This window comes from Sporosarcina pasadenensis (assembly GCF_047228845.1).
Classification (GTDB): Bacteria; Bacillota; Bacilli; order Bacillales_A; family Planococcaceae; genus Sporosarcina.
In genome coordinates, this window is the sequence record NZ_JBFEGM010000001.1 from 503471 (window position 1) to 526311 (window position 22841).

Annotated in this window: 25 protein-coding genes; 1 reads left to right on the top strand and 24 read right to left on the bottom strand. The window is 46.1% G+C overall.

Annotated features, from left to right (window positions below; all coding sequences use genetic code 11):
- Positions 1-26: 26 nt before the first annotated feature.
- The 20 genes from rplS to AB1K89_RS02660 all read right to left on the bottom strand — a co-directional run bounded on the left by rplS (position 27) and on the right by AB1K89_RS02660 (position 19990).
- A complete protein-coding gene (gene rplS, locus AB1K89_RS02565) occupies positions 27-371 on the bottom strand; it encodes a 50S ribosomal protein L19 (RefSeq protein WP_252503626.1) in 345 nt (114 codons plus the stop codon).
- Between the two features lie 267 nt (positions 372-638).
- Positions 639-1379, bottom strand: coding sequence for a tRNA (guanosine(37)-N1)-methyltransferase TrmD (gene trmD, locus AB1K89_RS02570; RefSeq protein WP_413053444.1), 741 nt, complete (start codon positions 1377-1379; stop codon positions 639-641).
- Positions 1379-1894, bottom strand: a complete 516-nt coding sequence (rimM, locus tag AB1K89_RS02575; RefSeq protein WP_413053221.1) for a ribosome maturation factor RimM — start codon at positions 1892-1894, stop codon at positions 1379-1381. Before rimM ends, trmD begins: the two co-directional genes overlap by 1 nt.
- Positions 1895-2046: 152 nt before the next feature.
- Positions 2047-2280: a KH domain-containing protein gene (locus AB1K89_RS02580; RefSeq protein WP_252503628.1), complete on the bottom strand. Its 234-nt coding sequence runs from the start codon at positions 2278-2280 to the stop codon at positions 2047-2049.
- A 15-nt stretch (positions 2281-2295) separates the two neighbouring features.
- Positions 2296-2568, bottom strand: coding sequence for a 30S ribosomal protein S16 (gene rpsP / locus AB1K89_RS02585; RefSeq protein ID WP_060209070.1), 273 nt, complete (start codon positions 2566-2568; stop codon positions 2296-2298).
- A 317-nt stretch (positions 2569-2885) separates the two neighbouring features.
- On the bottom strand, positions 2886-4241 hold the full coding sequence (gene ffh / locus AB1K89_RS02590; RefSeq protein ID WP_252503629.1) for a signal recognition particle protein: 1356 nt from the start codon (positions 4239-4241) through the stop codon (positions 2886-2888).
- Between the two features lie 12 nt (positions 4242-4253).
- A complete protein-coding gene (locus AB1K89_RS02595; RefSeq protein ID WP_413053222.1) occupies positions 4254-4586 on the bottom strand; it encodes a putative DNA-binding protein in 333 nt (110 codons plus the stop codon).
- 69 nt (positions 4587-4655) lie between these two features.
- A complete protein-coding gene (gene ftsY, locus AB1K89_RS02600; RefSeq protein ID WP_413053223.1) occupies positions 4656-5645 on the bottom strand; it encodes a signal recognition particle-docking protein FtsY in 990 nt (329 codons plus the stop codon).
- 32 nt (positions 5646-5677) lie between these two features.
- Positions 5678-9235 carry a chromosome segregation protein SMC gene (gene smc / locus AB1K89_RS02605; protein ID WP_413053224.1) on the bottom strand — a complete coding sequence of 1186 codons (3558 nt, stop codon included), beginning with the start codon at positions 9233-9235 and terminating at the stop codon, positions 5678-5680.
- Between the two features lie 2 nt (positions 9236-9237).
- Positions 9238-10005 (bottom strand): ribonuclease III, encoded by a 768-nt coding sequence (gene rnc / locus AB1K89_RS02610; RefSeq protein WP_413053225.1) that lies wholly within the window; start codon positions 10003-10005, stop codon positions 9238-9240.
- Positions 10006-10177: 172 nt separating this feature from the next.
- The gene (locus AB1K89_RS02615; protein WP_252503634.1) at positions 10178-10414 is read right to left on the bottom strand and encodes an acyl carrier protein; all 237 of its coding nucleotides are present in this window, start codon (positions 10412-10414) and stop codon (positions 10178-10180) included.
- Between the two features lie 399 nt (positions 10415-10813).
- On the bottom strand, positions 10814-11560 hold the full coding sequence (gene fabG / locus AB1K89_RS02620; protein WP_413053226.1) for a 3-oxoacyl-[acyl-carrier-protein] reductase: 747 nt from the start codon (positions 11558-11560) through the stop codon (positions 10814-10816).
- Positions 11560-12495 (bottom strand): ACP S-malonyltransferase, encoded by a 936-nt coding sequence (gene fabD, locus AB1K89_RS02625; RefSeq protein ID WP_413053227.1) that lies wholly within the window; start codon positions 12493-12495, stop codon positions 11560-11562. Before fabD ends, fabG begins: the two co-directional genes overlap by 1 nt.
- Entirely contained in the window at positions 12492-13484 is a 993-nt protein-coding gene (gene plsX, locus AB1K89_RS02630) for a phosphate acyltransferase PlsX (RefSeq protein WP_413053228.1), read from the bottom strand. Before plsX ends, fabD begins: the two co-directional genes overlap by 4 nt.
- Positions 13484-14065 carry a transcription factor FapR gene (fapR, locus tag AB1K89_RS02635; RefSeq protein ID WP_413053229.1) on the bottom strand — a complete coding sequence of 194 codons (582 nt, stop codon included), beginning with the start codon at positions 14063-14065 and terminating at the stop codon, positions 13484-13486. The genes plsX and fapR overlap by 1 nt, the downstream gene beginning before the upstream one ends.
- Positions 14066-14206: 141 nt before the next feature.
- On the bottom strand, positions 14207-16255 hold the full coding sequence (gene recG / locus AB1K89_RS02640) for an ATP-dependent DNA helicase RecG (RefSeq protein ID WP_413053230.1): 2049 nt from the start codon (positions 16253-16255) through the stop codon (positions 14207-14209).
- The gene (gene sdaAA, locus AB1K89_RS02645; protein ID WP_413053231.1) at positions 16236-17144 is read right to left on the bottom strand and encodes an L-serine ammonia-lyase, iron-sulfur-dependent, subunit alpha; all 909 of its coding nucleotides are present in this window, start codon (positions 17142-17144) and stop codon (positions 16236-16238) included. The genes recG and sdaAA overlap by 20 nt, the downstream gene beginning before the upstream one ends.
- A gap of 14 nt (positions 17145-17158) precedes the next feature.
- Positions 17159-17821 carry an L-serine ammonia-lyase, iron-sulfur-dependent subunit beta gene (sdaAB, locus tag AB1K89_RS02650; protein WP_413053232.1) on the bottom strand — a complete coding sequence of 221 codons (663 nt, stop codon included), beginning with the start codon at positions 17819-17821 and terminating at the stop codon, positions 17159-17161.
- Positions 17822-17950: 129 nt separating this feature from the next.
- On the bottom strand, positions 17951-19609 hold the full coding sequence (locus AB1K89_RS02655) for a DAK2 domain-containing protein (RefSeq protein ID WP_413053233.1): 1659 nt from the start codon (positions 19607-19609) through the stop codon (positions 17951-17953).
- Between the two features lie 21 nt (positions 19610-19630).
- Entirely contained in the window at positions 19631-19990 is a 360-nt protein-coding gene (locus tag AB1K89_RS02660) for an Asp23/Gls24 family envelope stress response protein (protein WP_252503646.1), read from the bottom strand.
- Positions 19991-20211: 221 nt separating this feature from the next.
- On the opposite strand from AB1K89_RS02660, the gene rpmB reads away from it, so the two are divergent.
- Entirely contained in the window at positions 20212-20400 is a 189-nt protein-coding gene (gene rpmB, locus AB1K89_RS02665) for a 50S ribosomal protein L28 (protein ID WP_060209036.1), read from the top strand.
- A 60-nt stretch (positions 20401-20460) separates the two neighbouring features.
- On the opposite strand, the gene AB1K89_RS02670 is transcribed toward rpmB, so the two are convergent.
- Genes AB1K89_RS02670 through rsgA form a run of 4 tightly spaced genes read right to left on the bottom strand, consistent with a single transcriptional unit; the run spans position 20461 to position 22829 of the window.
- Positions 20461-20589: a stage V sporulation protein SpoVM gene (locus tag AB1K89_RS02670; RefSeq protein ID WP_371922579.1), complete on the bottom strand. Its 129-nt coding sequence runs from the start codon at positions 20587-20589 to the stop codon at positions 20461-20463.
- A gap of 34 nt (positions 20590-20623) precedes the next feature.
- Positions 20624-21277, bottom strand: a complete 654-nt coding sequence (locus AB1K89_RS02675) for a thiamine diphosphokinase (protein WP_413053234.1) — start codon at positions 21275-21277, stop codon at positions 20624-20626.
- Complete coding sequence (gene rpe / locus AB1K89_RS02680) at positions 21277-21942, bottom strand: ribulose-phosphate 3-epimerase (RefSeq protein WP_413053235.1); 666 nt, start codon at positions 21940-21942, stop codon at positions 21277-21279. Before rpe ends, AB1K89_RS02675 begins: the two co-directional genes overlap by 1 nt.
- 2 nt (positions 21943-21944) lie before the next feature.
- Positions 21945-22829 (bottom strand): ribosome small subunit-dependent GTPase A, encoded by an 885-nt coding sequence (gene rsgA / locus AB1K89_RS02685; protein WP_413053236.1) that lies wholly within the window; start codon positions 22827-22829, stop codon positions 21945-21947.
- Between the last annotated feature and the right edge of the window lie 12 nt (positions 22830-22841).

Here is a 22841-nt window from a genome sequence, read left to right on the forward strand (position 1 = left end):
GAGATTTGATCTCCGCTGTTTGGATTTTATCGAATTTCTTTGATACGTGCAGCTTTTCCGCGAAGGTTGCGAAGGTAGTACAATTTCGCACGACGCACTTTACCGCGACGAGTAACTTCAAGTTTAGCGATTTTCGGTGTGTGTACAGGGAATGTACGTTCAACACCTACACCGTTGGAGATTTTACGGACTGTGAATGTTTCACTGATTCCGCCTCCACGACGCTTAATGACAACACCTTCATAAAGCTGGATACGCTCGCGCGTGCCCTCAACGATTTTCACGTGCAAGCGGACAGTGTCCCCAGGACGGAAATCAGGATGATCTGTACGAAGTTGGTCTTTTGTTACTTCTGCAATAATGTTTTGCATGTTTTTCTCTCCTTATCCACAGATGCTCTTGCACTTGTTGCCTTTGCAGCGGAACACCAGTCAGTATGTACTTCCCATAGAAGTACATAGTAGATATTATCATAAAGAGCTGGCTGATGCAAGCCCGAAAAGTTGATTTACGCTACAGCCGGACGCTTTCCGCGGGCACGGCTTCAATCTCCTCGTCACTACGTTCCTGCGGGGCTTTCAGCTCGCGCTGTTCCCGCAGGAGTCGCCGGCTTTCGCTACAATCAACGAAGTTCCCTATTAATTATGTTCTTCTTCAATTAACCGCTTCAGTAATTTCTGTTGATGTTCAGTTAATGGAGCGTCTGCCAGCAGATCTCTTCTGCGTTCGAATGTGCGTCTGAGTGATTGTTCTTGGCGCCATTTTTCGATTTCGGCATGGTTTCCGGATAGCAGGACATCGGGCACTTTCATTCCGTTGAAATCCGCTGGTCTTGTATATTGAGGATGTTCGAGAAGTCCTGTTGAGAATGAATCATGGACAGGGGAATCCGTATTGCCTAGAACGTTCGGCAATAGTCTGACGACGCTGTCGATGATTGCCATGGATGCAATTTCCCCGCCCGTCAGAACGAAGTCCCCGAGTGATATCTCATCCGTGACGAGATGCTCCCGGATACGCTCGTCGTAGCCTTCATAATGCCCGCAAAGGAATACAAGATGCTCTTCCTCGGAAAGTTCCTCAGCCTTCCTCTGGTCGAATCTAGCGCCTTGAGGGCACATAAGGATGACCCGTGGCTTTTTGGACGTATCGAGGGCGAGTGATTCGACTGCCGCAAAGAGCGGTTCGGGCTTCAAAACCATCCCCGCCCCACCTCCGTACGGGTAGTCGTCCACTTTATGGTGCTTGTTGCCGGAGAAGTCTCTGAAGTCGGTCACTTTGAATGAAACAGCGTTGTTTTCCTGCGCCTTCTTCATGATGGAGGAGTGGAGAACCCCTTCGAACATTTCAGGAAACAGTGAAAGGACGTCTATTTTCATCATGAAAGCAGTCCTTCCATCGGCTCGATGATAATTATCTTCTTCTCCACATCGACTTCTTTGACGACATCGTCGATATAAGGGATATAATGAGGTTTTCCCGTTTTCGGAGTCACGGTCCATACATCATTGGCACCGGTCGCCAGTACTTCCGTCACTTCACCGATTTCTTCTCCATCGTCTGTATAAACAGCGCAGCCGATAATTTCATGGTAGTAGAATTCTCCCTCGTCCAGTTTCCCAAGCTGCTTCTCGGAGACTTTCAATATGCCGTCCCTGTACTTTTCGACATCATTGATATTAATATGTCCTTCAAATGTTAGAAGGTCGAAGTTCTTGTGGCGTCGATGACTTGCTACGATCAACTTAATCGGCTTTTTTTCATTGGGCATGAATAATGAAAGTTCATTACCGACAGCATATCTTTCTTCCGGGAAATCAGTGCGTGAGATGACTCGCACTTCACCGAATATTCCATGTGTGTTGACAATTTTTCCAACGTTGAACCATTGCATACAATACACCTTCCTTTTTATTAGGGACATGGATGCATTTCTTAAGTAGACAAAAAAGGAAGGAACATGAGCTCCCCCCTTTTTTGTGTCGTTTCCCGGCAAGCTCTGGGCCTGCTTTTAGAAACCTTTTGTTCATGATCGGCATACGTCGATCAATCAACAATATCAAGGTAAACTTTCTTACCGTGGCGACTTCCTGCTGCTGAATAAACAATAGTTCGTATCGCTTTAGCGACACGCCCCTGCTTTCCGATCACTTTCCCCATATCTTCAGGGTTAACGGAAAGTTTATAAGTGACACGATGATGTTGCTCATCTTTGTCGACCTGAACATCTCCGGGATGATCGACCAAAGGTTTGACAATCGTTTCAATCAGCTGCTTCATGTCCACCCCTCCTGATTATTTACCGTATTTAGCGTTATGGAATTTCTCCATGATGCCTTGTTCTGAGAACAGGTTACGAACTGTATCAGAAGGTTTAGCACCATTTTGAAGCCATTTAAGAGCCAACTCTTCATCGATTTTAACTTCAGCAGGTTTTGTAAGTGGGTTGTAAGTACCTACTGTTTCGATTTGACGGCCATCACGTGGTGAACGTGAATCTGCTACAACAATACGATAGAAAGGAGTTTTCTTTGCTCCCATACGTTTAAGACGAATTTTTACTGACATTTTTTCTTGCACCTCCGAATAGTTTCACACAAGATAGTATATTATCAAGGTTTTTCATGTTTGTAAAGTGTTTTTTCTTAACACCTTAAAATTGCGTTGATTTCCGCTACAGGCGGACGCTTTCCGCCGGCATGGCTTCAGCCAATCGAACAGCGCAGGGTTCGATTTGCCGTATTTCTGCGCCTTTTGCAGAAATTAAGGCAGCCTGCTCGTAACGCTACGCTTTTACTCGCAAAAGCCGTTCTTCGTTACGGCTTTGGCAGGAGTCGCCGCCTTTCGCTTCAATCAAAGAAGCTTCCTAGAATCAAAATTAAAAATTACCTAAATAAAGAGTCGAAACCAGGCATTTTCATCTTCTTTTTGCCCTTTTGCTGCATGTTGGTCATTTGTTTGACCATCTTCTTCATCTCTTCGAATTGCTTTAATAGGCGGTTCACTTCCTGGATGGAAGTCCCAGACCCTTTTGCAATTCGTTTTCGCCTGCTCGCATTGATGATTTCTGGAGTTGTGCGTTCTGCTGTTGTCATCGAACGGATGACCGCTTCAACGCGTCCCATCTGACTTTCATCGACTTGGGCGTTTTCAAGCCCTTTGATTTTATTGAAGCCTGGCATCATCTTCAATATTTCATCAAGAGGACCCATTTTTTTCACTTGCTGGAGCTGATCCAAGAAGTCATCGAGCGTGAAAGTTTGCGTGCGGAACTTTTGTTCAAGCTCCTTCGCCTTTTCTTCGTCGACACTTTCCTGCGCCTTTTCGATTAAAGACATGACGTCGCCCATCCCTAGGATCCGGGATGCCATCCGCTCAGGATGGAAAGGTTCCAACGCGTCCATTTTCTCTCCCATACCGACGAACTTGATTGGCTTCTGTGTAACGGAGCGGATGGATAACGCCGCACCGCCACGTGTGTCGCCGTCAAGCTTTGTCAATACGACGCCTGTTATGCCAATCGCTTCGTCAAATGACTTCGCCACATTGACGGCATCCTGTCCGGTCATCGCATCTACGACGAGGAACACTTCGTCGGGTTTGCTCAATTCCCGGATATCCTTCAATTCCTGCATAAGATTTTCATCTACGTGCAGGCGCCCCGCCGTATCGATGATGACGACATCGTGATGCTCCTTTTCAGCTTCTACAAGCGCTTGGCGCGCAATTTCAACCGGAGAGACATCCGTGCCCATTGAAAAAACAGGCATCGTCAATTGTTTTCCAAGCGTCTCCAATTGCTGGATTGCCGCTGGACGATAAACATCGGCCGCCACGAGGAGCGGCTTCTTATTATGGCGTTTACGAAGGACTGTTGCGAGCTTTCCTGTTGTTGTCGTTTTCCCTGCCCCTTGCAAGCCGACCATCATGATGACTGTCGGCGATTTCCTTGCAAATTGGATCGGGTTTTGCTCTCCGCCCATCAAGTTCGTCAATTCATCCTTAACGATTTTTACAACTTGCTGGCCGGGTGTCAGGCTCTTCATAACGTCCTGACCGACTGCCCGTTCACTTACCGTCTTAACAAATTCTTTTACGACTTTCAAGTTGACGTCGGCTTCGATAAGTGCAAAGCGCACTTCACGCATCATTTCCTTGACGTCGGCTTCACTAATCTTACCTTTGCCCTTTATTTTCTGAAGCGTCCCTTGCAGGCGCTGGGCCAAACCTTCAAATGCCATGCATAGAACCCCCTATTCATGATCTTTCAATGCGTTCAACAGCATCCGTACTTCTGCGGATGCGTCATCATTTCCGAGCACAAGGTTTTCAAGCTTATCGATAATCTCCATCCGTTTCCGGAATTTGGAGAAAAGCTGCAGTTTCTCTTCATAGTCTTCCAGCATAGCTTCCGTTCTTCGGACATTGTCATAGACAGCTTGTCTCGACACTCCATATTCTTCGGCTATCTCGCCAAGGGATAGGTCGTCAAGGTAATAGAGCTGCATGTAAACCCTTTGTTTTTCGGTCAACAGTGTCTGATAGAAATCATAGAGGAAGTTGACGCGTGTCGTTTTTTCAAGCATTGCGCTTCGCCCCCTCTGATAATCTTAGTATGCCGGAATTGAACTGTCAAGTAATTTTACTTGTCTTGATTATTCTTGTGCTTCCTTTTCTAGACCATCTGCAAAGAGTCCGTATACGTACTTTTCCGGATCGAATGGTTGCAGGTCATCCAAACCTTCTCCAAGACCGACAAATTTGACCGGGATATTGAGTTTATTGCGGATCGCTAAAACAATTCCGCCTTTTGCTGTTCCGTCAAGCTTGGTGAGGACGATTCCAGTGACATTCGTCGCCTCTTTGAACGTCTGCGCCTGGATCAAGGCATTTTGACCAGTCGTCGCGTCGAGTGCGAGAAGGACCTCATGAGGCGCCCCTTCAACCTCCTTGCCGATCACTCGGTGAACTTTCTCTAGTTCATTCATCAAGTTCACTTTGTTTTGCAGTCTGCCGGCAGTATCACAAATCAACACATCCACTTTGCGGCTTTTTGCTGCCCGAATCGCATCGTACATGACAGCGGCCGGGTCAGACCCTTCCGATTGCCTGATCACTTCAACGCCGACACGTTCGCCCCAGACGACTAGCTGATCGATCGCTCCAGCACGGAATGTATCTCCCGCCGCGAGCATGACGGTCTTTCCTTCGTCTTTGAGTCGTGCTGCAAGCTTTCCAATCGTCGTCGTTTTTCCTACACCGTTGACACCTACCATCAAAATGACAGTCAAATCATCTTGCATATTCAAATCGGTGTCTAGTTCTTCTCCATCCTTATATATATCCACAAGTTTTTCGGAGATGACCGATTGGATACCTTCTGTACTCTTAATATTTTTCCTTTGAACTTCCCATCTTAGTTGGTCGACAAGTTCCATGACCGTTTCGACGCCGACATCCGCCTGCAATAACAGCTCTTCAAGCTCTTCAAAAAACTCCTCGTCGACTTCGCGGAAGCGCGCGACAAGATCATTCACTTTTGATGTGAATGAATTCCGGGTCTTCGAAAGACCATCCTTGAATTTTTCAGTTACCGTTTCATTTGTTCCCGTAATCTTCTCTTTCAGTTTCTTAAAAAAAGCCAATCCGACTCTCTCCTTTTCTTTACTATTCATCCTTACCCTAACACTTCGGCGGGAACTTCAGAAAGCTTTACGGAAATCAGCTTCGAGACTCCCGACTCCTGCATCGTAATTCCATACAGGACATCCGCCCCTTCCATCGTCCCTTTCCGGTGTGTGATGACGATGAATTGGGTATTGTTCGAGAACTTCTTCAAGTATTTACTGTAGCGTATGACATTCGCTTCGTCGAGCGCCGCTTCGACTTCATCCAAAATGCAGAATGGGACAGGACGCACTTCAATAATTGAAAACAGTAATGTAATTGCCGTGAGCGCCCTTTCGCCGCCTGACAGAAGGCTTAGATTCTGTAACTTTTTGCCAGGAGGCCTCGCGACGATTTCAACACCTGTTTCAAGCAAATTGTCAGGCTCGGTAAGGATAAGATCGGCATCTCCGCCACCGAACATTTCTTTGAAGACAGCATGGAACCTATTTCTTACCGCGTTGAATGTCGTACTGAAGCGCATCTCCATCTCACGATCCATTTCGGACATCGCTTCGTTCAGCGTATTTTTCGCTTCCAGGAGATCGTTCCGCTGTTCAGTCAAAAATGCATGGCGCTCTGACACTTCTTTGAATTCCTGGATTGCACTCGGATTGACTGAACCGAGCGACTCGATTTCGCTCTTCAGTTGTTCAACCCGACTCCTTGTGGTTTCCACATTAAAGTCGCCCTTCGATTCAAAATCAGGATAGAGGCCATATTCGTCCAATAAGCGATTTGTGATTGATTCATATTTCACTTCAAGACGCGAAACTGCGACATTTATTTCATTCAATGAAGAGACTGCCTTCCCCTCATCGAGGCGAAGATTTTTTAATAGCCCTTCCTGTTTTTCGAGTTCAGCGGCCATTCGGATCCGTTGCTTTCGCTCAGCTGATAATGATTGTTCGATCGTTGACTTTTCTGTCACTGATTTATCGATATGGTCCGCAATTTCCTCTGGCGTAAGTTCGATACCCATCTCGTGCTCGGCATATATTGCCCGATCAGCCTCCAGCGCGGAAACTTTCTGTTCCAACTGACTGAGCGATTGCTCCATTTCCGTAATTGAAGACTGCTGGTGCCCTTTCTGTTCCCGAAGGATGGCAGCCTGTTCCCGGAGCTCACTATTCTTGGTCATCAACGCCGCTTCCTCATTCCGTCGATTCGCAGCCAGCCGTTCAAGTGTTTCAACTTCGTTTTGAGTGGCGTTCAATGTTGATTTGATCATTTCGTGCCGTTCAAGCAATTTCTTTTTCCTGCTTTGCAGTTCTGCACCTACGTTTTCAGAGCCGGCAATTCCTTTTTCAGCTAACGAGATTTCCGATTCTATCGTTCTAATTTCCATATCCAGTTCGCGTAATACAGAATCTACAGAAACCATTTCCTGTCTGACTGCATCCCTTAGTTGCCGATACTTTTCTGTATCATGCATATGCTGGGCGACAGACATTTTCGATTCGGCGATTTTGCTAGTTGCCGTTTTAATCGAGGTCGACATTTTCGAAAGTTGTGCACTTAGCATCTCCAACTCCGCTTTTCTCGAAAATACAGTCGACTGCCCTTTTGCACCACCGCCGGTCAGGGAACCGCCAGCATTCACGACATCACCGTCGAGTGTGACGATGCGGAACTTATATCCGAGCAATTTTGCGATAGCGGAAGCTCCGGCCAACGTTTTTGCGACGATTGTCATTCCGAGTAGGTTTTCAATGATGTTCGAAAATGCGGAGTCTGTCTGCACAAGCTGATCAGCCGTTCCGATAAATTCGGGATGCTGTTGAACAATACGGAGAGATGCGATTGGAAGATTTCTAGACTTGATGACATCACGTGGTAAAAATGTCGCTCGGCCAGCGTTCTTCTGTTTTAAATAACCGATCGCATTCCGCGCCTCCACTTCTGTCGATGTGACAATATGCTGCATCGCGCCGCCTAATGCCGTTTCGATTGCCTTAATATGAGGGTCGCCAACTGTTATCAGCTCTGCAACAGCCCCATCCACACCACGCAATCTGCCTTCTTTGGCAGCAATGAGGACGGCTCGGACACCTGAATAGAAGCCTGAAAAATCCGCCTCTAAACTTTGAAGTACACGAAGCCTCCCTTGCATTTCCGATTGCTTGTTCATTGCATTTTGCATAAACTGCTGCTGTACTACCAGTTCCTCTTCCGCTTCGCGGTAAAGATTTTCGGACCTTTTGAACGCTGTCTCTGCTTTCTCTTTTTTCTCTTGCAATGAGGAGAGCTCACCCGACTGGATAGATCTCTTATCCTTTAGCTCTTGAAGTTTGTTTTTCAAGACGGTAGTTTGTTCTGAAATGCGGACAGAAGATGTCTTTTCCCCTTGCATCCGTTCATCGATATGCTTCAAATCATTTCTGATTGTCGCTTCTTCGTTCAGCATCTCAATATAGGATGACTTCAACTCGTCAATTTCCGCCTCAGTCTCTTTGGCAGACCTTTTCAGAATTTGGGCAATTTCATTCATTTCCGAAGTGATCTTTTCCAAGCTTGCTCCGGTAATGGCCAATTTCTCTTTTGCAGCCGCCAATTTGACAATCAGTTCTTCTTTATCCCGACGAGCGTCAGCCAACTCTTGCTGAATCCTCTTCAAGTGCTGCTCTGTATTTTTCTGTTTTTCAAGCGATAATAGTCGGCGGCCTTCCCATTTTTCAGCTTCAGCACTAATTTCAACCAATTGCTGTTGAAGCGTTTCAATATTCCGGTCGATTTGTGCCAACTGCCTCTTTCCCTCATTGGATTGCTTTTCAACTTGTGCAATCTCCGCTAGCAACTGCTCACGTTGGATCTGTTTTTCCTCGATCAGTGTAGTTTTCTTAATGATTTCGTCACGTAATTTCGAACCATCATAATTTAGAAGCCGAACATCGGCATCTCTAATTTCAGTTGACAGTAACTGATGTCTTTGTGCCGCTTCGGCGTTCTTTTCAAGCGGGCCAATTCGTGTATCCAATTCTTTAAGAATATCGAGGACACGATCTAGATTATCCTCCGTTTCGAACAGCTTATGTTCCGCTTTCCTTTTGCGTGTTTTATATTTCAACACACCTGCGGCCTCATCGAAAATACTTCTTCTATCTTCCGGCCGGCTGTTCAGGATTTCGTCGACACGTCCTTGGGATATGATTGAAAAAGCTTCCTTTCCTAACCCGGAATCCATGAAGACATCATTAATATCCTTCAAACGGCATTGTTGCCCGTTTAATAAATAATTGCTTTCCCCCGAACGGAATACCCTGCGGCTGACACTGATTTCCGTGTAGTCGAGCGGGAAGAGTCCATTCGAATTATCGAGGATCAATGTCACCTCCGCATAATTTAACGGCTTGCGGGAATCACTTCCCGCAAAAATGACATCCTCCATCTTTGCACCACGAAGGGATTTGGCAGACTGTTCTCCGAGCACCCAACGAATTGCATCGGTGATATTGCTTTTCCCACTGCCATTCGGTCCTACAATGGCTGTTACACCCGGGACGAAATCGATGCCGATCCGTTCGGCAAATGATTTGAACCCGATAATTTCAACTCTTTTTAGAAACACAATCAGTTCTCCCCTTCGGCCTCATTTCCTTTTAATACTTGGATGGCTTGACGGGCCGCTTCCTGCTCGGCTTCTTTCTTCGATCTTCCGATTCCGGTACCAAGTTCACGATTTTCCAATCTAACGACGGTGACAAACTTTTTCGCATGCGCAGGACCCTTCTCTTCGACAATTTCATAATTCAAGCTGCCACTGTTCGTCTGTTGCACGATTTCCTGCAAGCGGCTTTTATAATCCATCACATGCGAAAAAGCACCGTCCCCAATTTTCGGGAATACAACCTTTTCAAGGAATCGGGTGACCGGTTCCATGCCTTGATCCAAAAACAAAGCGCCGATATATGCTTCAAATACGTCTGCAAGCAATGCCGGACGCAATCTTCCGCCAGTCTGTTCTTCACCTTTGCCAAGCAAAATGAAATCACCGAAGTGCAGTTCATTCGAAAATTTGACGAGCGATGGCTCACAAACGATGGCAGCGCGCAATTTCGTCAACTCGCCTTCACTCATATTAGGCTCAGTCGCATAAAGGAAACGTGAAACACCCAATTCTAGAACGGCATCTCCAAGGAATTCGAGCCTTTCATTATCCGTAAAATTTTTCCGACGGTGCTCATTGACATAGGACGAATGCGTGAATGCATTATAAAGGAGCGATTCATCCTTAAAGTGGATATCGAGACTCATTTGCAAGTCTTCAAATTTTTTACGCACCTCGCTAGGAAGAGGGACTGTAGGATATTTACTTTTTACATTCCGTTTATTATTCATCGAGATTCTGCCTTTCACTTCGTAGTCCTTTTAATTTTACATTGTTCACGCCATACATGCAAAACCGAAAAGAGATACTTTCATCCCTTTCGTATCGTATGAAAGGTTGAAAGCATCTCAAGGGAAATACGTTATATAGTTACGTGCCCATTTTTTCGGAATGCTAATAAAATCATTTCACTTTTTCTTCGATATACTTCACTGCATCACCAACAGTTCCGATCTTTTCAGCATCGTCATCTGAAATTTCCATATCGAATTCATCTTCTAATTCCATAACAAGCTCAACGACATCCAAAGAGTCTGCGCCGAGATCGTCTTTGAAAGAAGCTTCAGGTTTTACTTCGCTCTCATCGACACCAAGACGGTCGACAACAACTTTCGTTACACGGTCTAGTACTGACAACATAGTCACCTCCTCTCAATGAAATGCGTAGGCGGCCTGCCTAGGTGCGACAGGCATAAGACAGCACAGCGAAGCGGCGCTTTTTGCCGCACAGCTGTGATGGCTTATGACCCAAGTGCCTGGCCGCCGAAGCTGGACACTAGAAAAGCGTATGGCGCTTGCTTAGCCCCGACAAGCGCTGGAGGGCTTGAAATAAAGGCGCTTTTTTGCCTTTATCTTCAAGACCGAAGCGACTCGAGGGGCTAGCGCCCGAAGCTGGACACTAGAAAAGCGTAGGGCGCTTGCTTAGCCCCGACAAGCGCTGGAGGGCTTGAACAAAAGGCGCTCTTTGCCTTTTGCTTCAAGACCGAAGCGACTCGAGGGGCTAGCGCCCGAAGCTGGACACTAGTAATGCGGATAGAATTACATCACCATTCCGCCATCTACGTTTATCGTCTGGCCGGTAATGTAATTTGCATCATCTGACAATAGGAACGCGACAGCGCCTGCTACGTCTTCTGCTGCTCCTAATTTGCCTAGAGGAATTGACGCCAACATTTGCTCCTTCACATTCTCAGGAAGAGCATCGGTCATATCGGTCGTAATGAAGCCTGGGGCGACTGCATTCACTGTAATATTTCTTGCAGCAAGTTCTCTTGCGGTCGTTTTTGTCAGGCCGATGACGCCAGCTTTTGCAGCGACATAATTTGCTTGTCCCGGATTACCGATGACTCCGACGATCGATGCAAGGTTGACGATTTTCCCAGCACGCTGCTTCATCATTTGGCGTGTCACAGCTTTCGTGCAAAGGAAGACTCCTTTTAAATTGATGTTGATAACATCATCCCATTCGTCTTCCTTCATGCGCATTAATAAATTATCTCGTGTAATTCCAGCATTATTTACGAGCATATCAATTGAGCCGAACGTTTTCAATGTCTCATCGATCATTTGTTTCACTTGTTCGGAATCCGAAACGTTTGCTTGAATGGCAAAAGCATCTCCGCCGGATTGTTTGATCAATTCAACGACTTCTTCTGCTTTTTCTTTGCTGCCGCTATAATTGACAGCTACACGCGCGCCTTCTTTTCCTAGCAAAATTGCAATCTCGCGTCCAATTCCTCTTGAAGCGCCTGTAACGATTGCTGTTTTCCCTTCAAATCTACCCATCATTTCCACCCTTTCGCTGCATCGATAACTGTTTGCAATGTCTCCTCGTCATAGACAGGAAGAACTGTAACAGATCTATCGATTTTCTTTACAAGGCCACTGAGCACTTTCCCGGGGCCACATTCAATGAAATGCGTTACTCCTAGACCGATCAATTCACGGACAGAGTCTTCCCATCGGACCGGGGAATATAATTGTTCCACAAGCAGCTGCTTGATTTCCTCCCGGTCGGAAACTGTTTCAGCGTTCACATTTGCAACTACCGGAATCGCAGCGTCCTTCATTTCCACTTGATCCAACGCGTTTTTCAGACGTTCGGCTGCCGGCTTCATAAGTGAGGAATGGAATGGTCCGCTCACATCAAGTGGGATCGCTCTTTTTGCCCCTGCTTCCTTAAGCTCGATGCAAGCCTTTTCCACGCCTGCTTTCGTCCCTGAAATGACAATTTGTCCTGGACAATTCAAGTTGGCAGGTTGAACCGAATCTCCTTCTGCAGTAATCGTATCCGTCACTTCTTGTAGTTTTTCTCCATCTAGTCCAAGAATGGCCGCCATTGCTCCCTCACCGGCAGGAACAGCGTCATTCATGAACAGGCCGCGCTGATGGACAACGGACACCCCATCTTCGAATGAAAGAACTCCTGAAGCGACGAGTGCCGTATATTCACCAAGACTATGTCCGGCAGTGTAGTCAGGCGTAATTCCTTCTTCCGCAAGCCTCGAAGCAATCAGAGCGCCGACTGTTAACAGTGCAGGCTGCGCATTATAAGTCAACGTCAGCTCCTCTTGAGGCCCTTCTGTAATCAAACGGCTTAAATCGAACTGTAATACTTCATCCGCCCGTTCAAGATAATTTCCGGCACTATTGAAGAGCTCTGCTCCCATCCCTACAGATTGCGAGCCTTGCCCAGGAAATATAAATGCAACTTTCGTCATTCCGCTTCCACCTCTCCAACTGTCTTTCTGATCGTTCCGCACACATCAAATTCAACCATTGTCCTCGCTTGTCTAATCGCATTTAAGATTGCATTGGCATTGGATGAGCCGTGCGCCTTAATGACGGGTGAATTCAAACCGAACAATCCCGCCCCGCCATATTCGGTGTAATCCATTTTCTTTTTCAAACCCCTGAGGTCATCTTTCACCATCGCCGCGGACAGCTTTGACTTTAAAGAGGCTCCATATACTTCTTTCAGCATTGAGAAGAACCCGGAGGCTGTCCCTTCGATCGTCTTCAACACCATGTTCCCGGTAAATCCGTCCGTTACAATGACATCTGCCGCTCCGCTTAATATGTCCCTCGATTCGATATTGCCGACAAAGTGAATGGGCGCTACCGACAGAAGGTCGTATGCCGCTTTCGTCAATTCATTCCCTTTGCCTTCTTCGGTGCCGATATTCAACAGTCCAACACGGGGCTTTTGAATACCACGCACTTTTTCTGCATAAATGCTGCCCATGATAGCGTACTGTTGCAAATGGTTCGGCTTAGCGTCCGAATTTGCTCCGACATCCAAGAAGACAAAACCTTGTCCATCAATCGTTGGCAAGGTCGGCGATAACGCTGGTCGATCGATGCCTTCTATCCGTCCGACGATGAAGAGTCCCGCCGCCATTAGCGCACCTGTGTTACCTGCAGAGACGCATGCGTCGGCCTTGCCGTCTTTTACAGCTTGAGCCATCCTTACCATGGAAGCATCTTTCTTCCTCCTGATTGCCCGGACCGGCTCATCGTCCGCCTCGATCTTCTCTGTGCAATGAATTACTTTCAAACGGGCATGTTCTTTCAAATAGGGAGCCATCTTTTCTTCATTTCCATAAATATGTATATGTATATCTTCAAATTCTAATAGGCTCTGAATTGCGCCTTCAATAATTTCACCCGGTGCGTGATCTCCGCCCATTCCATCTAATGCAATGATCATCATATTCCCCTCCTACTGTGGTCCGTAGTTTGATACATCTGGAATTCACCGGTGAAAACCGTTACGTTCTCGACCGTCGAAATGACATCGACAAACGTCCTTTTATCATTTGATCGCTTTTTATCAACAACGGCGCGTGCAATGACACGATCGCCTGATTTGACAGGCTTCAAGAAATTGAGTGTTGACGTCACTGTCAAAGCAAGGTCATCATCGAGAACTGCTACGGCCAATGAATTCGCCTGTGCGAATAAATGGTGTCCACGTGCAATTCCACTTCGTTGGAAGACATGTTCGTCCATAACGTCGAAAATGGAAACAGCCCGCTTGTCCAGTTCGATATCTACGATTTCACCAATCACTTCATCTGACTGGAGAGATTTCACCTCTGCGTCCATCGTTCGTGCAGCTACCGTTTTCAAACGTTCCCGCAATTCCGGAATTCCACATTCCAAGCGATCTAATCGGATCGTTTGGACGCTTACTTTAAATTGCTTGGACAATTCTTCATCTGTCAGAAAAGGATTTTGTTCGAGGCTCAATTCAAGTTGGCGTTGCCTCTCCCTTTTTGGCACTCTCAATCGTTTCACCCTTCCGGATTAGCACTTGGTACTAATACCAGTATATTATCATAGTTCCTCATTGATTTCTACAAAACATTTTGCTTAACAGAAAAGACCTGCTAGCAACTGTTTGCCAACAGGTCCATCTATATATCGCTGTCAATCCATTCGTTCATGTGATAGCGCGCCGGATTGTTCCAAGTCTTCTCTTAGGAATTTGTATTCTGGATCGGCCCAGAAACTATCTGATGAAAGCATTTTCTCGGCATCTTGTCGGGCGGTTTCCAATGCCCGGTAGTCGTGCACGAGATCGGCCATTTTGAATTCAGGCATCCCGCTTTGCTTCTTCCCGAAGAAGTCGCCTGCGCCTCTCAGCTCAAGGTCCTTTTCTGCTAATAGGAATCCGTCATTCGTCTCTGTCATCGACTGCATCCGTTCTTTCCCTTCCTCATTTTTCGGATCAGCAAGAAGGACGCAATACGATTGGTCCGCTCCCCTGCCGACCCTTCCCCTTAATTGGTGGAGTTGAGCAAGTCCGAAACGGGTGGCGTCATAAATGAGCATGAATGTTGCATTTGGCACGTTCACTCCAACTTCAACGACAGTCGTTGAAACGAGGCAATTGATCTTCCCTTCGCTGAAGTCCCGCATGATTTCATCTTTCTCATCAGGATGAAGTCTACCGTGCATGAGACCGACCGTATATCGGCCAGTGAAATAATGGGTGAGCTGGGAATGGACATCGACCGCATTTTGCACATCGAGCTTGTCCGATTCCTCGATCAGTGGACAAATGACATACGATTGACGTCCTGCCTGCAGCTCCTTCTCCATTTTCCGCAATACCGGCAATAAGGAATCCTCTTTCAACCAATAAGTTTCGATTTTCTTTCGCCCAGCCGGCATTTCGTCAAGAATGGAAACATCCATTTCACCGAAGGCGGTGATCGCCAGCGTTCGGGGAATCGGGGTCGCCGTCATGAAGAGAACGTCCGGATTCAGCCCTTTTTCCCTTAGCACACGGCGTTGTTCAACACCGAATCGATGCTGCTCATCCGTAATGACGAGCCCCAAGTTTGCAAAACTAACGTCTGGTTGAATCAGCGCATGCGTCCCGATCAGCAAATCGATTTCTCCGCTCTGCAACTTCTCAAGGATGATTCTTCTAGCCTTCCCTTTCGTGGAACCGGAAAGGAAAGCGACTTCCACCCCGAACGGCTCAAGCCATGCTGATAGGGAGTTGGCATGCTGCTCAGCAAGAATTTCAGTCGGAGCCATAAGCGTTCCTTGAAATCCTCCGGTTATCGCCGCAAATAGAGCGATTGCTGCAACGACCGTCTTTCCAGAACCTACATCCCCTTGCAGCAGCCGATTCATTCTCGTCGGACTTTTCAATTCAGCGCAAAGCTCATTGACAACCTTCTTTTGCGCATTCGTTAGCTCGAAAGGCAACGAATCAATAAACTCTTTCAAACGTTCAAGATCATAATGAATCGGAATGCCTTTCTCCATTTCTTTGCGGATTTTCTTCATCCCGATCATCTTCAACTGAAATTTAAGTAATTCCTCATATACAAAACGGCGTCGTGCCTGTTTCACATCATTCGGCGATTTTGGGAAATGGACCATTTCAAGCGCTTCTCCGATTGATGGCAGCATGTAAGCTTCCCGTAATGAAAGCGGGAGGACTTCGGCAATTTCACTGCCGCATAAATCCAGTGCCTGCCTCATATATTTACGGAATGTCTTCTGGTGCATGACGTTTTTCAAACTATAAACAGGTTCAAAATCGGCTTGATCCGTTTTAGGACCTTCGCTAAAATTGCTTACGTTGATCACTTGCCTGCCACGGTCCCATTTTCCGGTCACCGTTACGATCATTCCGATTGAAAGCCGGTCTTTCAAATAATGCTGATTGAAGAAAACCGCTTTAACGAGATGATTACCGGAAAGCAGCCGGATTTGAAGACGTGATTTATTCCTCCCTAAAAAAAGAACGGAAGGCTCACTTTCGATCCTTCCTTCAATCGTAACTCGTTCATTATGCGGCGTTTCAGCTAAATCCTTCAATCGGAAATCTTCATGCCGGTACGGAAATGTATTGATCAATTCTTCAATCGTTTCAATGCTCAGTTTTTGAAGTTGTTCAGCAGATGCCTTGCCCACACCTTTCAATGTTGTGACAGGATCAAGAATTGACGGTGTCACGTGCCGCTTTATCCTTTCCGAATATCTCTGCTTCCAGCGCCTTTCCAGTAGGTGTGGCAGCTAAGCCCCCTTTTGCGGTTTCCCTTAGGGCAGAAGGCATTGATTGTCCAATTCGGTGCATCGCTTCAATCACTTCATCCGTCGGAATCCTGCTGACGACTCCAGCAAGAGCCATATCCGCTCCTACAAGAGCTTTCGCAGCTCCCATCGCATTTCGCTTCACACATGGCACTTCAACTAGACCCGCTACCGGATCGCATACGAGACCGAGCATGTTTTTCATAACGATCGAGAATGCCTCTGCGCTTTGTTGGGGCGTCCCACCCGCCATCTCTACAATAGCTGCGGCAGCCATCGAAGCGGCTGATCCCGTTTCTGCTTGGCATCCTCCTGCAGCGCCTGAAATCGATGCATTGTTCGCAACTACAAATCCGAATGCACCCGAAGTGAATAAGTAATTCACCATCTGTTCCCTCGTCGGGTTTAATTTGTCTTTCACAGCGAAAAGTGTTCCGGGCACGATTCCGGCAGCCCCCGCTGTTGGAGTGGCACAAATCATTCCCATTGCAGCATTTACCTCATTTGTCGCGACCGCCTTACTGACGGCATCCAAAATGAGCTCTCCTGAAAGAGATTTTCCGGACTTGATATAGTTTTGAAGAAGGACAGCATCTCCGCCTGTTAAACCGGAAGTCGATTTCACTCCTTGAAGACCTTGTTCGACTGCGCTTTCCATCACTGTAAGATTATTATCCATTTGAGCGACAATCTCTTCACGGGAACGTTTTGTAATGAGCATTTCTTGTTCAATCATAATTTCAGAGATTGGTTTATTTTGCGCTTCTGCAATCGCTACCAGTTCCTTCACTGTTCCGAATAGCACTTCCATGTCTATTCCCCTCCTTAGTTCGCCAATGTTGACACTTGTGTAACATTCGGCAAAGATTTCAATTCATTTATGAGTGTTTCATCAAACATCTGGTCAACTTCGATGACCATCAGTGCCATTTTCCCTTTTTCTTTCCTGCCGACTTCCATGTGAGCAATATTCATCCCTTGTGAAGCAATGGCGTTGGAGACATTCGCAATAACACCCGCGCGATCGTCATGCACAACGAGGAGCGCCGGGAAATGTCCGGATAGTCGTAGCGGAAAACCGTTCAACTCAGTGACTTCCATTGTACCACCGCCGATTGAAATGCCGACAAGTTCCATTTCTCCTTGACTGTCACCGATAACAATTTTCGCTGTATTCGGATGATCAGCCTCTTCCTCTTCAGGAATGAACTCAAAAGTCATTCCGAGCGCTGCGGCATCTTCAAAAGCTGTTTTGATTCTTTCATCGAACGTGTCATAATCCAATAATCCCCCGATAATCGCAACGTCCGTCCCATGTCCTTTATATGTTTCTGCAAAAGAACCATAGAGATGAATTCTTGCCCACTCCGGCTGACGCCCAAACAAATCCCGGGCTACTCGGCCAATGCGGGCGGCTCCCGCGGTATGTGAAGATGACGGCCCGATCATTACTGGACCGATAATTTCAAAAACCGATCTGTACTTCATATAAACAACCCCCTTATTAAAAGCCCTTCTAAAAAGACAAACTCTAACTATCATTTTACAGTAGATTACGCATAAAGACAAAATAGAAAAACGGTACCCTTTGAGAGAAGGGTACCGTTGTTTTGTAAATCATTCTACAGATAGGATATATGGATAAAGCGGTTGCTTTCCGTTATACAATTCGACTTCAGTATGATCGTATGTGGACTCGATATAGTCAGCTATCTCGGTCGCTTCTTCTTCTGTTACGTCCTCGCCATAGATGATCGTCACAATTTCATCATCTTCATCAATGAGTGTTGCAAGCAATGTTTTCATCACTTCATCAAGAGAAGGCTTGGAGATTACAATTTTGCTGCCCGCAAGTCCCATGAAATCATCTTTTTTAATGTCGATTCCATCGATGGACGTATCTCGGATAGAATGAGTGACTTGACCGGTCTTCACGCCAGCTGCTGCTTTTGACATAACTTTTTCATTTTCCGCCACTGCTGCTTCCGGATTGAATGCGAGAATCGCAGCCAATCCCTCAGGGACGGATTTCGTCTCAACGACAGCCGCTTCAATGCCAATTACTTCCGCCGCTTGTTTTGCTGCCATGATAATATTTTTATTGTTAGGCAAGATGATAACTCGCTCCGCACCGACGTCTTTAATTGCCTTGACGATATCTTCGGTTGACGGGTTCATTGTTTGTCCGCCTTCAATGACTGCAGAGGCGCCGATACTCTTTAACAGTTCCGCAATTCCTGAGCCCATTGCCACTGTTACAATTGCGTAAGGATGTGAAATCGTTTCCGTTTTTTTAGTCGAATGGCTTTCGCCAACGATATCGATATGCTGTTGACGCATGTTTTCGATTTTAATGTTGATGAGCGAACCATATTGTTGTGCGTAATTCAACGCATCTCCCGGCTCCTCGGTGTGGATATGTACTTTCGCAATTTCCTCATCTGAAATAACAAGCAAGGAATCTCCAAATTTACTGAGATCCAGTCGGAAGCTGCCTTCCTCAAAAGGATGCTTCTTCACTTTCTCGTCCTCAAATTTCACCATGAATTCTGTACAATACCCATATACGATATCTTCTGTATTCATGAATCCTTGAACTCCACGATGGTGCTCTGCATTCACTAAGTCTTCCATCAAGTCCATGTTCATTCGTTCAGGCAGCTCTTCACCTTTCAGACATGCCAAAAAGCCTTCATATACATAGACAAGGCCTTGTCCGCCACTATCAACGACACCGACTTCCTTTAATACCGGAAGTAGATCGGGAGTCCGTTTTAAAGATGCTTTCGATTCTTCAACGATGGCTTCCATCACTTTAATGATATCCTCTGTCGATCTCGCCACTTCAACGCCTTTTTTCGCTGCATCTTTGGCGACAGTCAGAATCGTTCCTTCTACCGGCTTCATGACAGCTTTATACGCTGTCTGCACCCCATATTCCAATGCATCGGCAAACTTAGCCGCGTCAAGCTTCGCTTCCTCTTCCACAGCTTTACCGAAACCGCGGAACAATTGCGATAGGATTACGCCCGAGTTCCCACGGGCACCCATCAATAGCCCTTTAGACAATGCTTGAGCAGTCTTGCCCAAATGTGCGGATGCATGCGCTTCGGTCTCTTTCGCACCAGATGTCATGGATAAATTCATATTTGTCCCTGTGTCCCCGTCAGGCACGGGAAACACGTTTAATGAATCGACATAATCAGCATTAAGATGAAGGTGATGTGCACCCATCCTCACCATGTCGGCAAATTTCACACCATCAATAAAATTCATTGAAATGTTTTCCTCCTTCTATCAGTTCGTCACCCGAACTCCTTGAACAAATATATTCACTGAATCCACTGTTAACGATAATGTCTTTTTCAATGTATACATCACTTTGGATTGCACTTGGTATGCGACTTCAGAGATTTTCGTGCCATAGCCGATGATTACATACATATCAATATGCGTCTCATCTCCAATATTTCTTACTATGACCCCTCTAGCATAGTTCTCTTTCCCGAGGATGTCCGTGAGACCATCCCGGATCTGGTGACGCGAAGCCATGCCGACAATTCCATAGCATTCGATTGCCGCCTCTCCCACCACTTGGGCAATGACGTCGTTCGTAATATCTATCGTACCGTAATCGTTTTTCAGCTCGATTGACATGAAAGCTTCCCCTCCTGCATCCTTATTAACTAACCCCATTGTACTATACACTAAAGCAATAGAAAAGCGTTGACAAATAAACAAGAATTACTTGTAAAGGATTTTCACTTGAAAGCATCAGTAAAAAAGGTTGCATGCCGTTATTTCCTGTGATAAAGTATTATGGTATGCGAATTAGATAGTGAATCGCTTAATCATTATTAGCGAGGAGGTCATAAAAAATGGCTAAAGAATGTGTAATTACTGGCCGCAAAGCACGTACGGGGAATGCTCGTTCACACGCAATGAATGCCAACAGACGTACTTGGGGAGCTAACCTTCAAAAAGTCCGTATTCTTGTAAACGGTAAACCGAAACGTGTTTGGGTATCTGCGAGAGCACTCAAATCGGGTAAAGTGCAACGCGTTTAATTTCGATTATCGCGTTCCGACAATACGACAAAAAGAAATAAAACGCCAGGCCGAAGAAGTTCAGCCTGACGTTTTTTCTTTTTTCCGTTTTCTGTTTCGTTGGCTCGCAGTAGCTTGACTTTTCGCCTTCTCTTCTTTTTGGAAGACTACCATGCATTTTCGAACAAAGCTACTTAGAAACTTCGGCATCGTAAATGTATAAACTCGCAATTCCCTTCTCCTTTCAGGAATCTGAACTTCTTACCATTAAGCATATGCCTTGCCGGAATGAGATAGTACAAACTTCTGAAATTGGTTCGTTGCTTGTAAATCTTGTCATGCCCATATCCATCCTAGCGTTGACCGTCTCATATTTAAATCCGGTCAACGTCAGGCCCTCTACTGTACTGCCGAAAGGGAAAAATGATATATAAGGGAGCTGTTCAATCCTTTTCACCCGACGGACGCCCGGATGGAGTAGAGAAAGTTCATTATGGGCATTGCGAATGAGAAATGAAACATCATTATGTTCATTCTGCATGCGGTATGTTAATTGCAATGCCGATTCGAAATGATCTAATCTACCGCCCGTGACTCCGGTCAAAATAACTTCCTTCGGATGGTAGGAAATTGCACGATTCAGAGCAAGTTCCGTATCGGTCTCATCCTTTTCAGACTGGAAAGAATCGACCCGTTCCACAGTTTCTTTGATTCTGTTAAACTCTTCTTCACTTACCGAATCGAAATCTCCAATTGCTTCATCGGGAACAATACCTTTATCCAATAGATGAATCGCACCACGATCGACACCGATGAAAATCGTCCCTTTCGTCTCATAAACCGACAAATCGGGTAACTCTACGGATGGTCCGCCTGCACAAATAACTACCCTTTCCATCAATTGAGCACGCTTTCTCCAGCAGCTTTGATTCGTTGCAATGCTTCTGAGCGATTTTCTGCACTGTAAATGGCCGATCCAGCGACTAAAATCGTTGCGCCTGCCTCTACACAAGGGATGATTGTTTCCTCGTTGATGCCTCCATCAATTTCAATGTCGATAGATAAACCTTTTTCCTTAATCAGATCTGATAACTGTTTCACTTTCGGAAGTACGGAATGAATAAATTTCTGTCCACCGAATCCTGGATTGACCGTCATGAATAACACTAGATCAACGTCCTCCAAAATGTGTAAGATGTGCTCGACAGGCGTATGTGGATTCAGCACGACACCCGGCTTCACTCCGTAAGAGCGGATTAGTTGAATAGTACGATGTAAATGCCTGCACGCCTCCACATGAACTGTTATATAATCAGCCCCAGCTTTCGCGAACTGTTCAATATATGCATCGGGATTCTCAATCATGAGATGAACATCAAGTGGAAGTTCCGTCACTGGACGCAGCGCCTCCACAACAATCGGTCCCATTGTAATATTCGGAACGAAATGCCCATCCATCACATCTATATGAATCAGTTCCGCTCCCGCTTTCTCCACTTCTTTCACTTCATCTGCCAACTTTGAAAAGTCCGCCGCTAAAATGGACGGTGCTATTTTAATCATTGTCAATACCTCGGCTTTCGGTCAGTAATCTCTTGCAAAAATTGTAAATAATGAGTGTGGCGGGACTGCAATATTTCCCCCGTTTCCACTTTCTCTTTCACTGCACATCCAGGCTCTTTCAAATGCAAACATCCTCTGAATTTGCATTCATGTGCCACATTTTCCATTTCAACAAAATAATCTCGTAGTTCCTCTTTCTCGATATGATCGAAATCAAGAGAGCTGAAGCCTGGTGTATCGGCTACGAGTCCGCCCGCCACTTCCAAAAGCTCCACATGACGGGTCGTATGTTTACCCCTGCCAAGCGCTTCCGAAATCTCGCCGGTCTTTAATGACAGCTCTGGTATCAACGTATTGAGCAATGTCGATTTACCGACGCCGGACTGACCGGCAAGAACCGTTGTCTTGCCTGCCAAATGAGGTTGAAGTAAGGGATAAAGATCCGGGTCTCCGATAAAAGTAGCGATCACATCATAACCGATACTACGGTAGTAAGCAGTTGCAGATTCGGCTTGCCGAAGATCCTTGTCCTTTGCGACGTCTTTCTTTGTCAGACAGATGACCGGCTGAATGCCAGCCGATTCAATGACGGCTAAGAAACGATCCAGCAGATGGAGGCTAAAGTCAGGTTCCACGATTGAAAACACAAGCAAAGCCTGGTCAATATTCGCTATTGGCGGTCTAACTAATTCGTTTTTCCTTTTATGGACTTCGGTAATCGTCGCATCATTATCACCATCCTGGACGATCGTGACAAAATCGCCGACAAGGGGAGTTATTCCTCTGTTTCTGAAAACTCCCCTGCCTTTACATTGGATAAGATTTTCGTTCTCACTCTTCACGTAATAAAAACCGCTAATCGCTTTTCTAATTTGTCCCTCTGGCATCGAATTCCTCCT

Coding starts and splice junctions, on each gene's coding strand:
- rplS (WP_252503626.1), bottom strand. CDS start 371: ATGCAAAACATTATTGCAGAAGTAACAAAAGACCAACTTCGTACAGAT.
- trmD (WP_413053444.1), bottom strand. CDS start 1,379: ATGAAAATAGACGTCCTTTCACTGTTTCCTGAAATGTTCGAAGGGGTT.
- rimM (WP_413053221.1), bottom strand. CDS start 1,894: ATGCAATGGTTCAACGTTGGAAAAATTGTCAACACACATGGAATATTC.
- AB1K89_RS02580 (WP_252503628.1), bottom strand. CDS start 2,280: ATGAAGCAGCTGATTGAAACGATTGTCAAACCTTTGGTCGATCATCCC.
- rpsP (WP_060209070.1), bottom strand. CDS start 2,568: ATGTCAGTAAAAATTCGTCTTAAACGTATGGGAGCAAAGAAAACTCCT.
- ffh (WP_252503629.1), bottom strand. CDS start 4,241: ATGGCATTTGAAGGTTTGGCCCAGCGCCTGCAAGGGACGCTTCAGAAA.
- AB1K89_RS02595 (WP_413053222.1), bottom strand. CDS start 4,586: ATGCTTGAAAAAACGACACGCGTCAACTTCCTCTATGATTTCTATCAG.
- rnc (WP_413053225.1), bottom strand. CDS start 10,005: ATGAATAATAAACGGAATGTAAAAAGTAAATATCCTACAGTCCCTCTT.
- AB1K89_RS02615 (WP_252503634.1), bottom strand. CDS start 10,414: ATGTTGTCAGTACTAGACCGTGTAACGAAAGTTGTTGTCGACCGTCTT.
- fabG (WP_413053226.1), bottom strand. CDS start 11,560: ATGGGTAGATTTGAAGGGAAAACAGCAATCGTTACAGGCGCTTCAAGA.
- fabD (WP_413053227.1), bottom strand. CDS start 12,495: ATGACGAAAGTTGCATTTATATTTCCTGGGCAAGGCTCGCAATCTGTA.
- plsX (WP_413053228.1), bottom strand. CDS start 13,484: ATGATCATTGCATTAGATGGAATGGGCGGAGATCACGCACCGGGTGAA.
- sdaAA (WP_413053231.1), bottom strand. CDS start 17,144: ATGGAAGTGCTATTCGGAACAGTGAAGGAACTGGTAGCGATTGCAGAA.
- sdaAB (WP_413053232.1), bottom strand. CDS start 17,821: ATGAAGTACAGATCGGTTTTTGAAATTATCGGTCCAGTAATGATCGGG.
- AB1K89_RS02655 (WP_413053233.1), bottom strand. CDS start 19,609: ATGAATTTTATTGATGGTGTGAAATTTGCCGACATGGTGAGGATGGGT.
- AB1K89_RS02660 (WP_252503646.1), bottom strand. CDS start 19,990: ATGTCAATCGAGCTGAAAAACGATTACGGTACGATAGATATTACGAAC.
- rpmB (WP_060209036.1), top strand. CDS start 20,212: ATGGCTAAAGAATGTGTAATTACTGGCCGCAAAGCACGTACGGGGAAT.
- AB1K89_RS02670 (WP_371922579.1), bottom strand. CDS start 20,589: ATGCCGAAGTTTCTAAGTAGCTTTGTTCGAAAATGCATGGTAGTCTTC.
- AB1K89_RS02675 (WP_413053234.1), bottom strand. CDS start 21,277: ATGGAAAGGGTAGTTATTTGTGCAGGCGGACCATCCGTAGAGTTACCC.
- rpe (WP_413053235.1), bottom strand. CDS start 21,942: ATGATTAAAATAGCACCGTCCATTTTAGCGGCGGACTTTTCAAAGTTG.
- rsgA (WP_413053236.1), bottom strand. CDS start 22,829: ATGCCAGAGGGACAAATTAGAAAAGCGATTAGCGGTTTTTATTACGTG.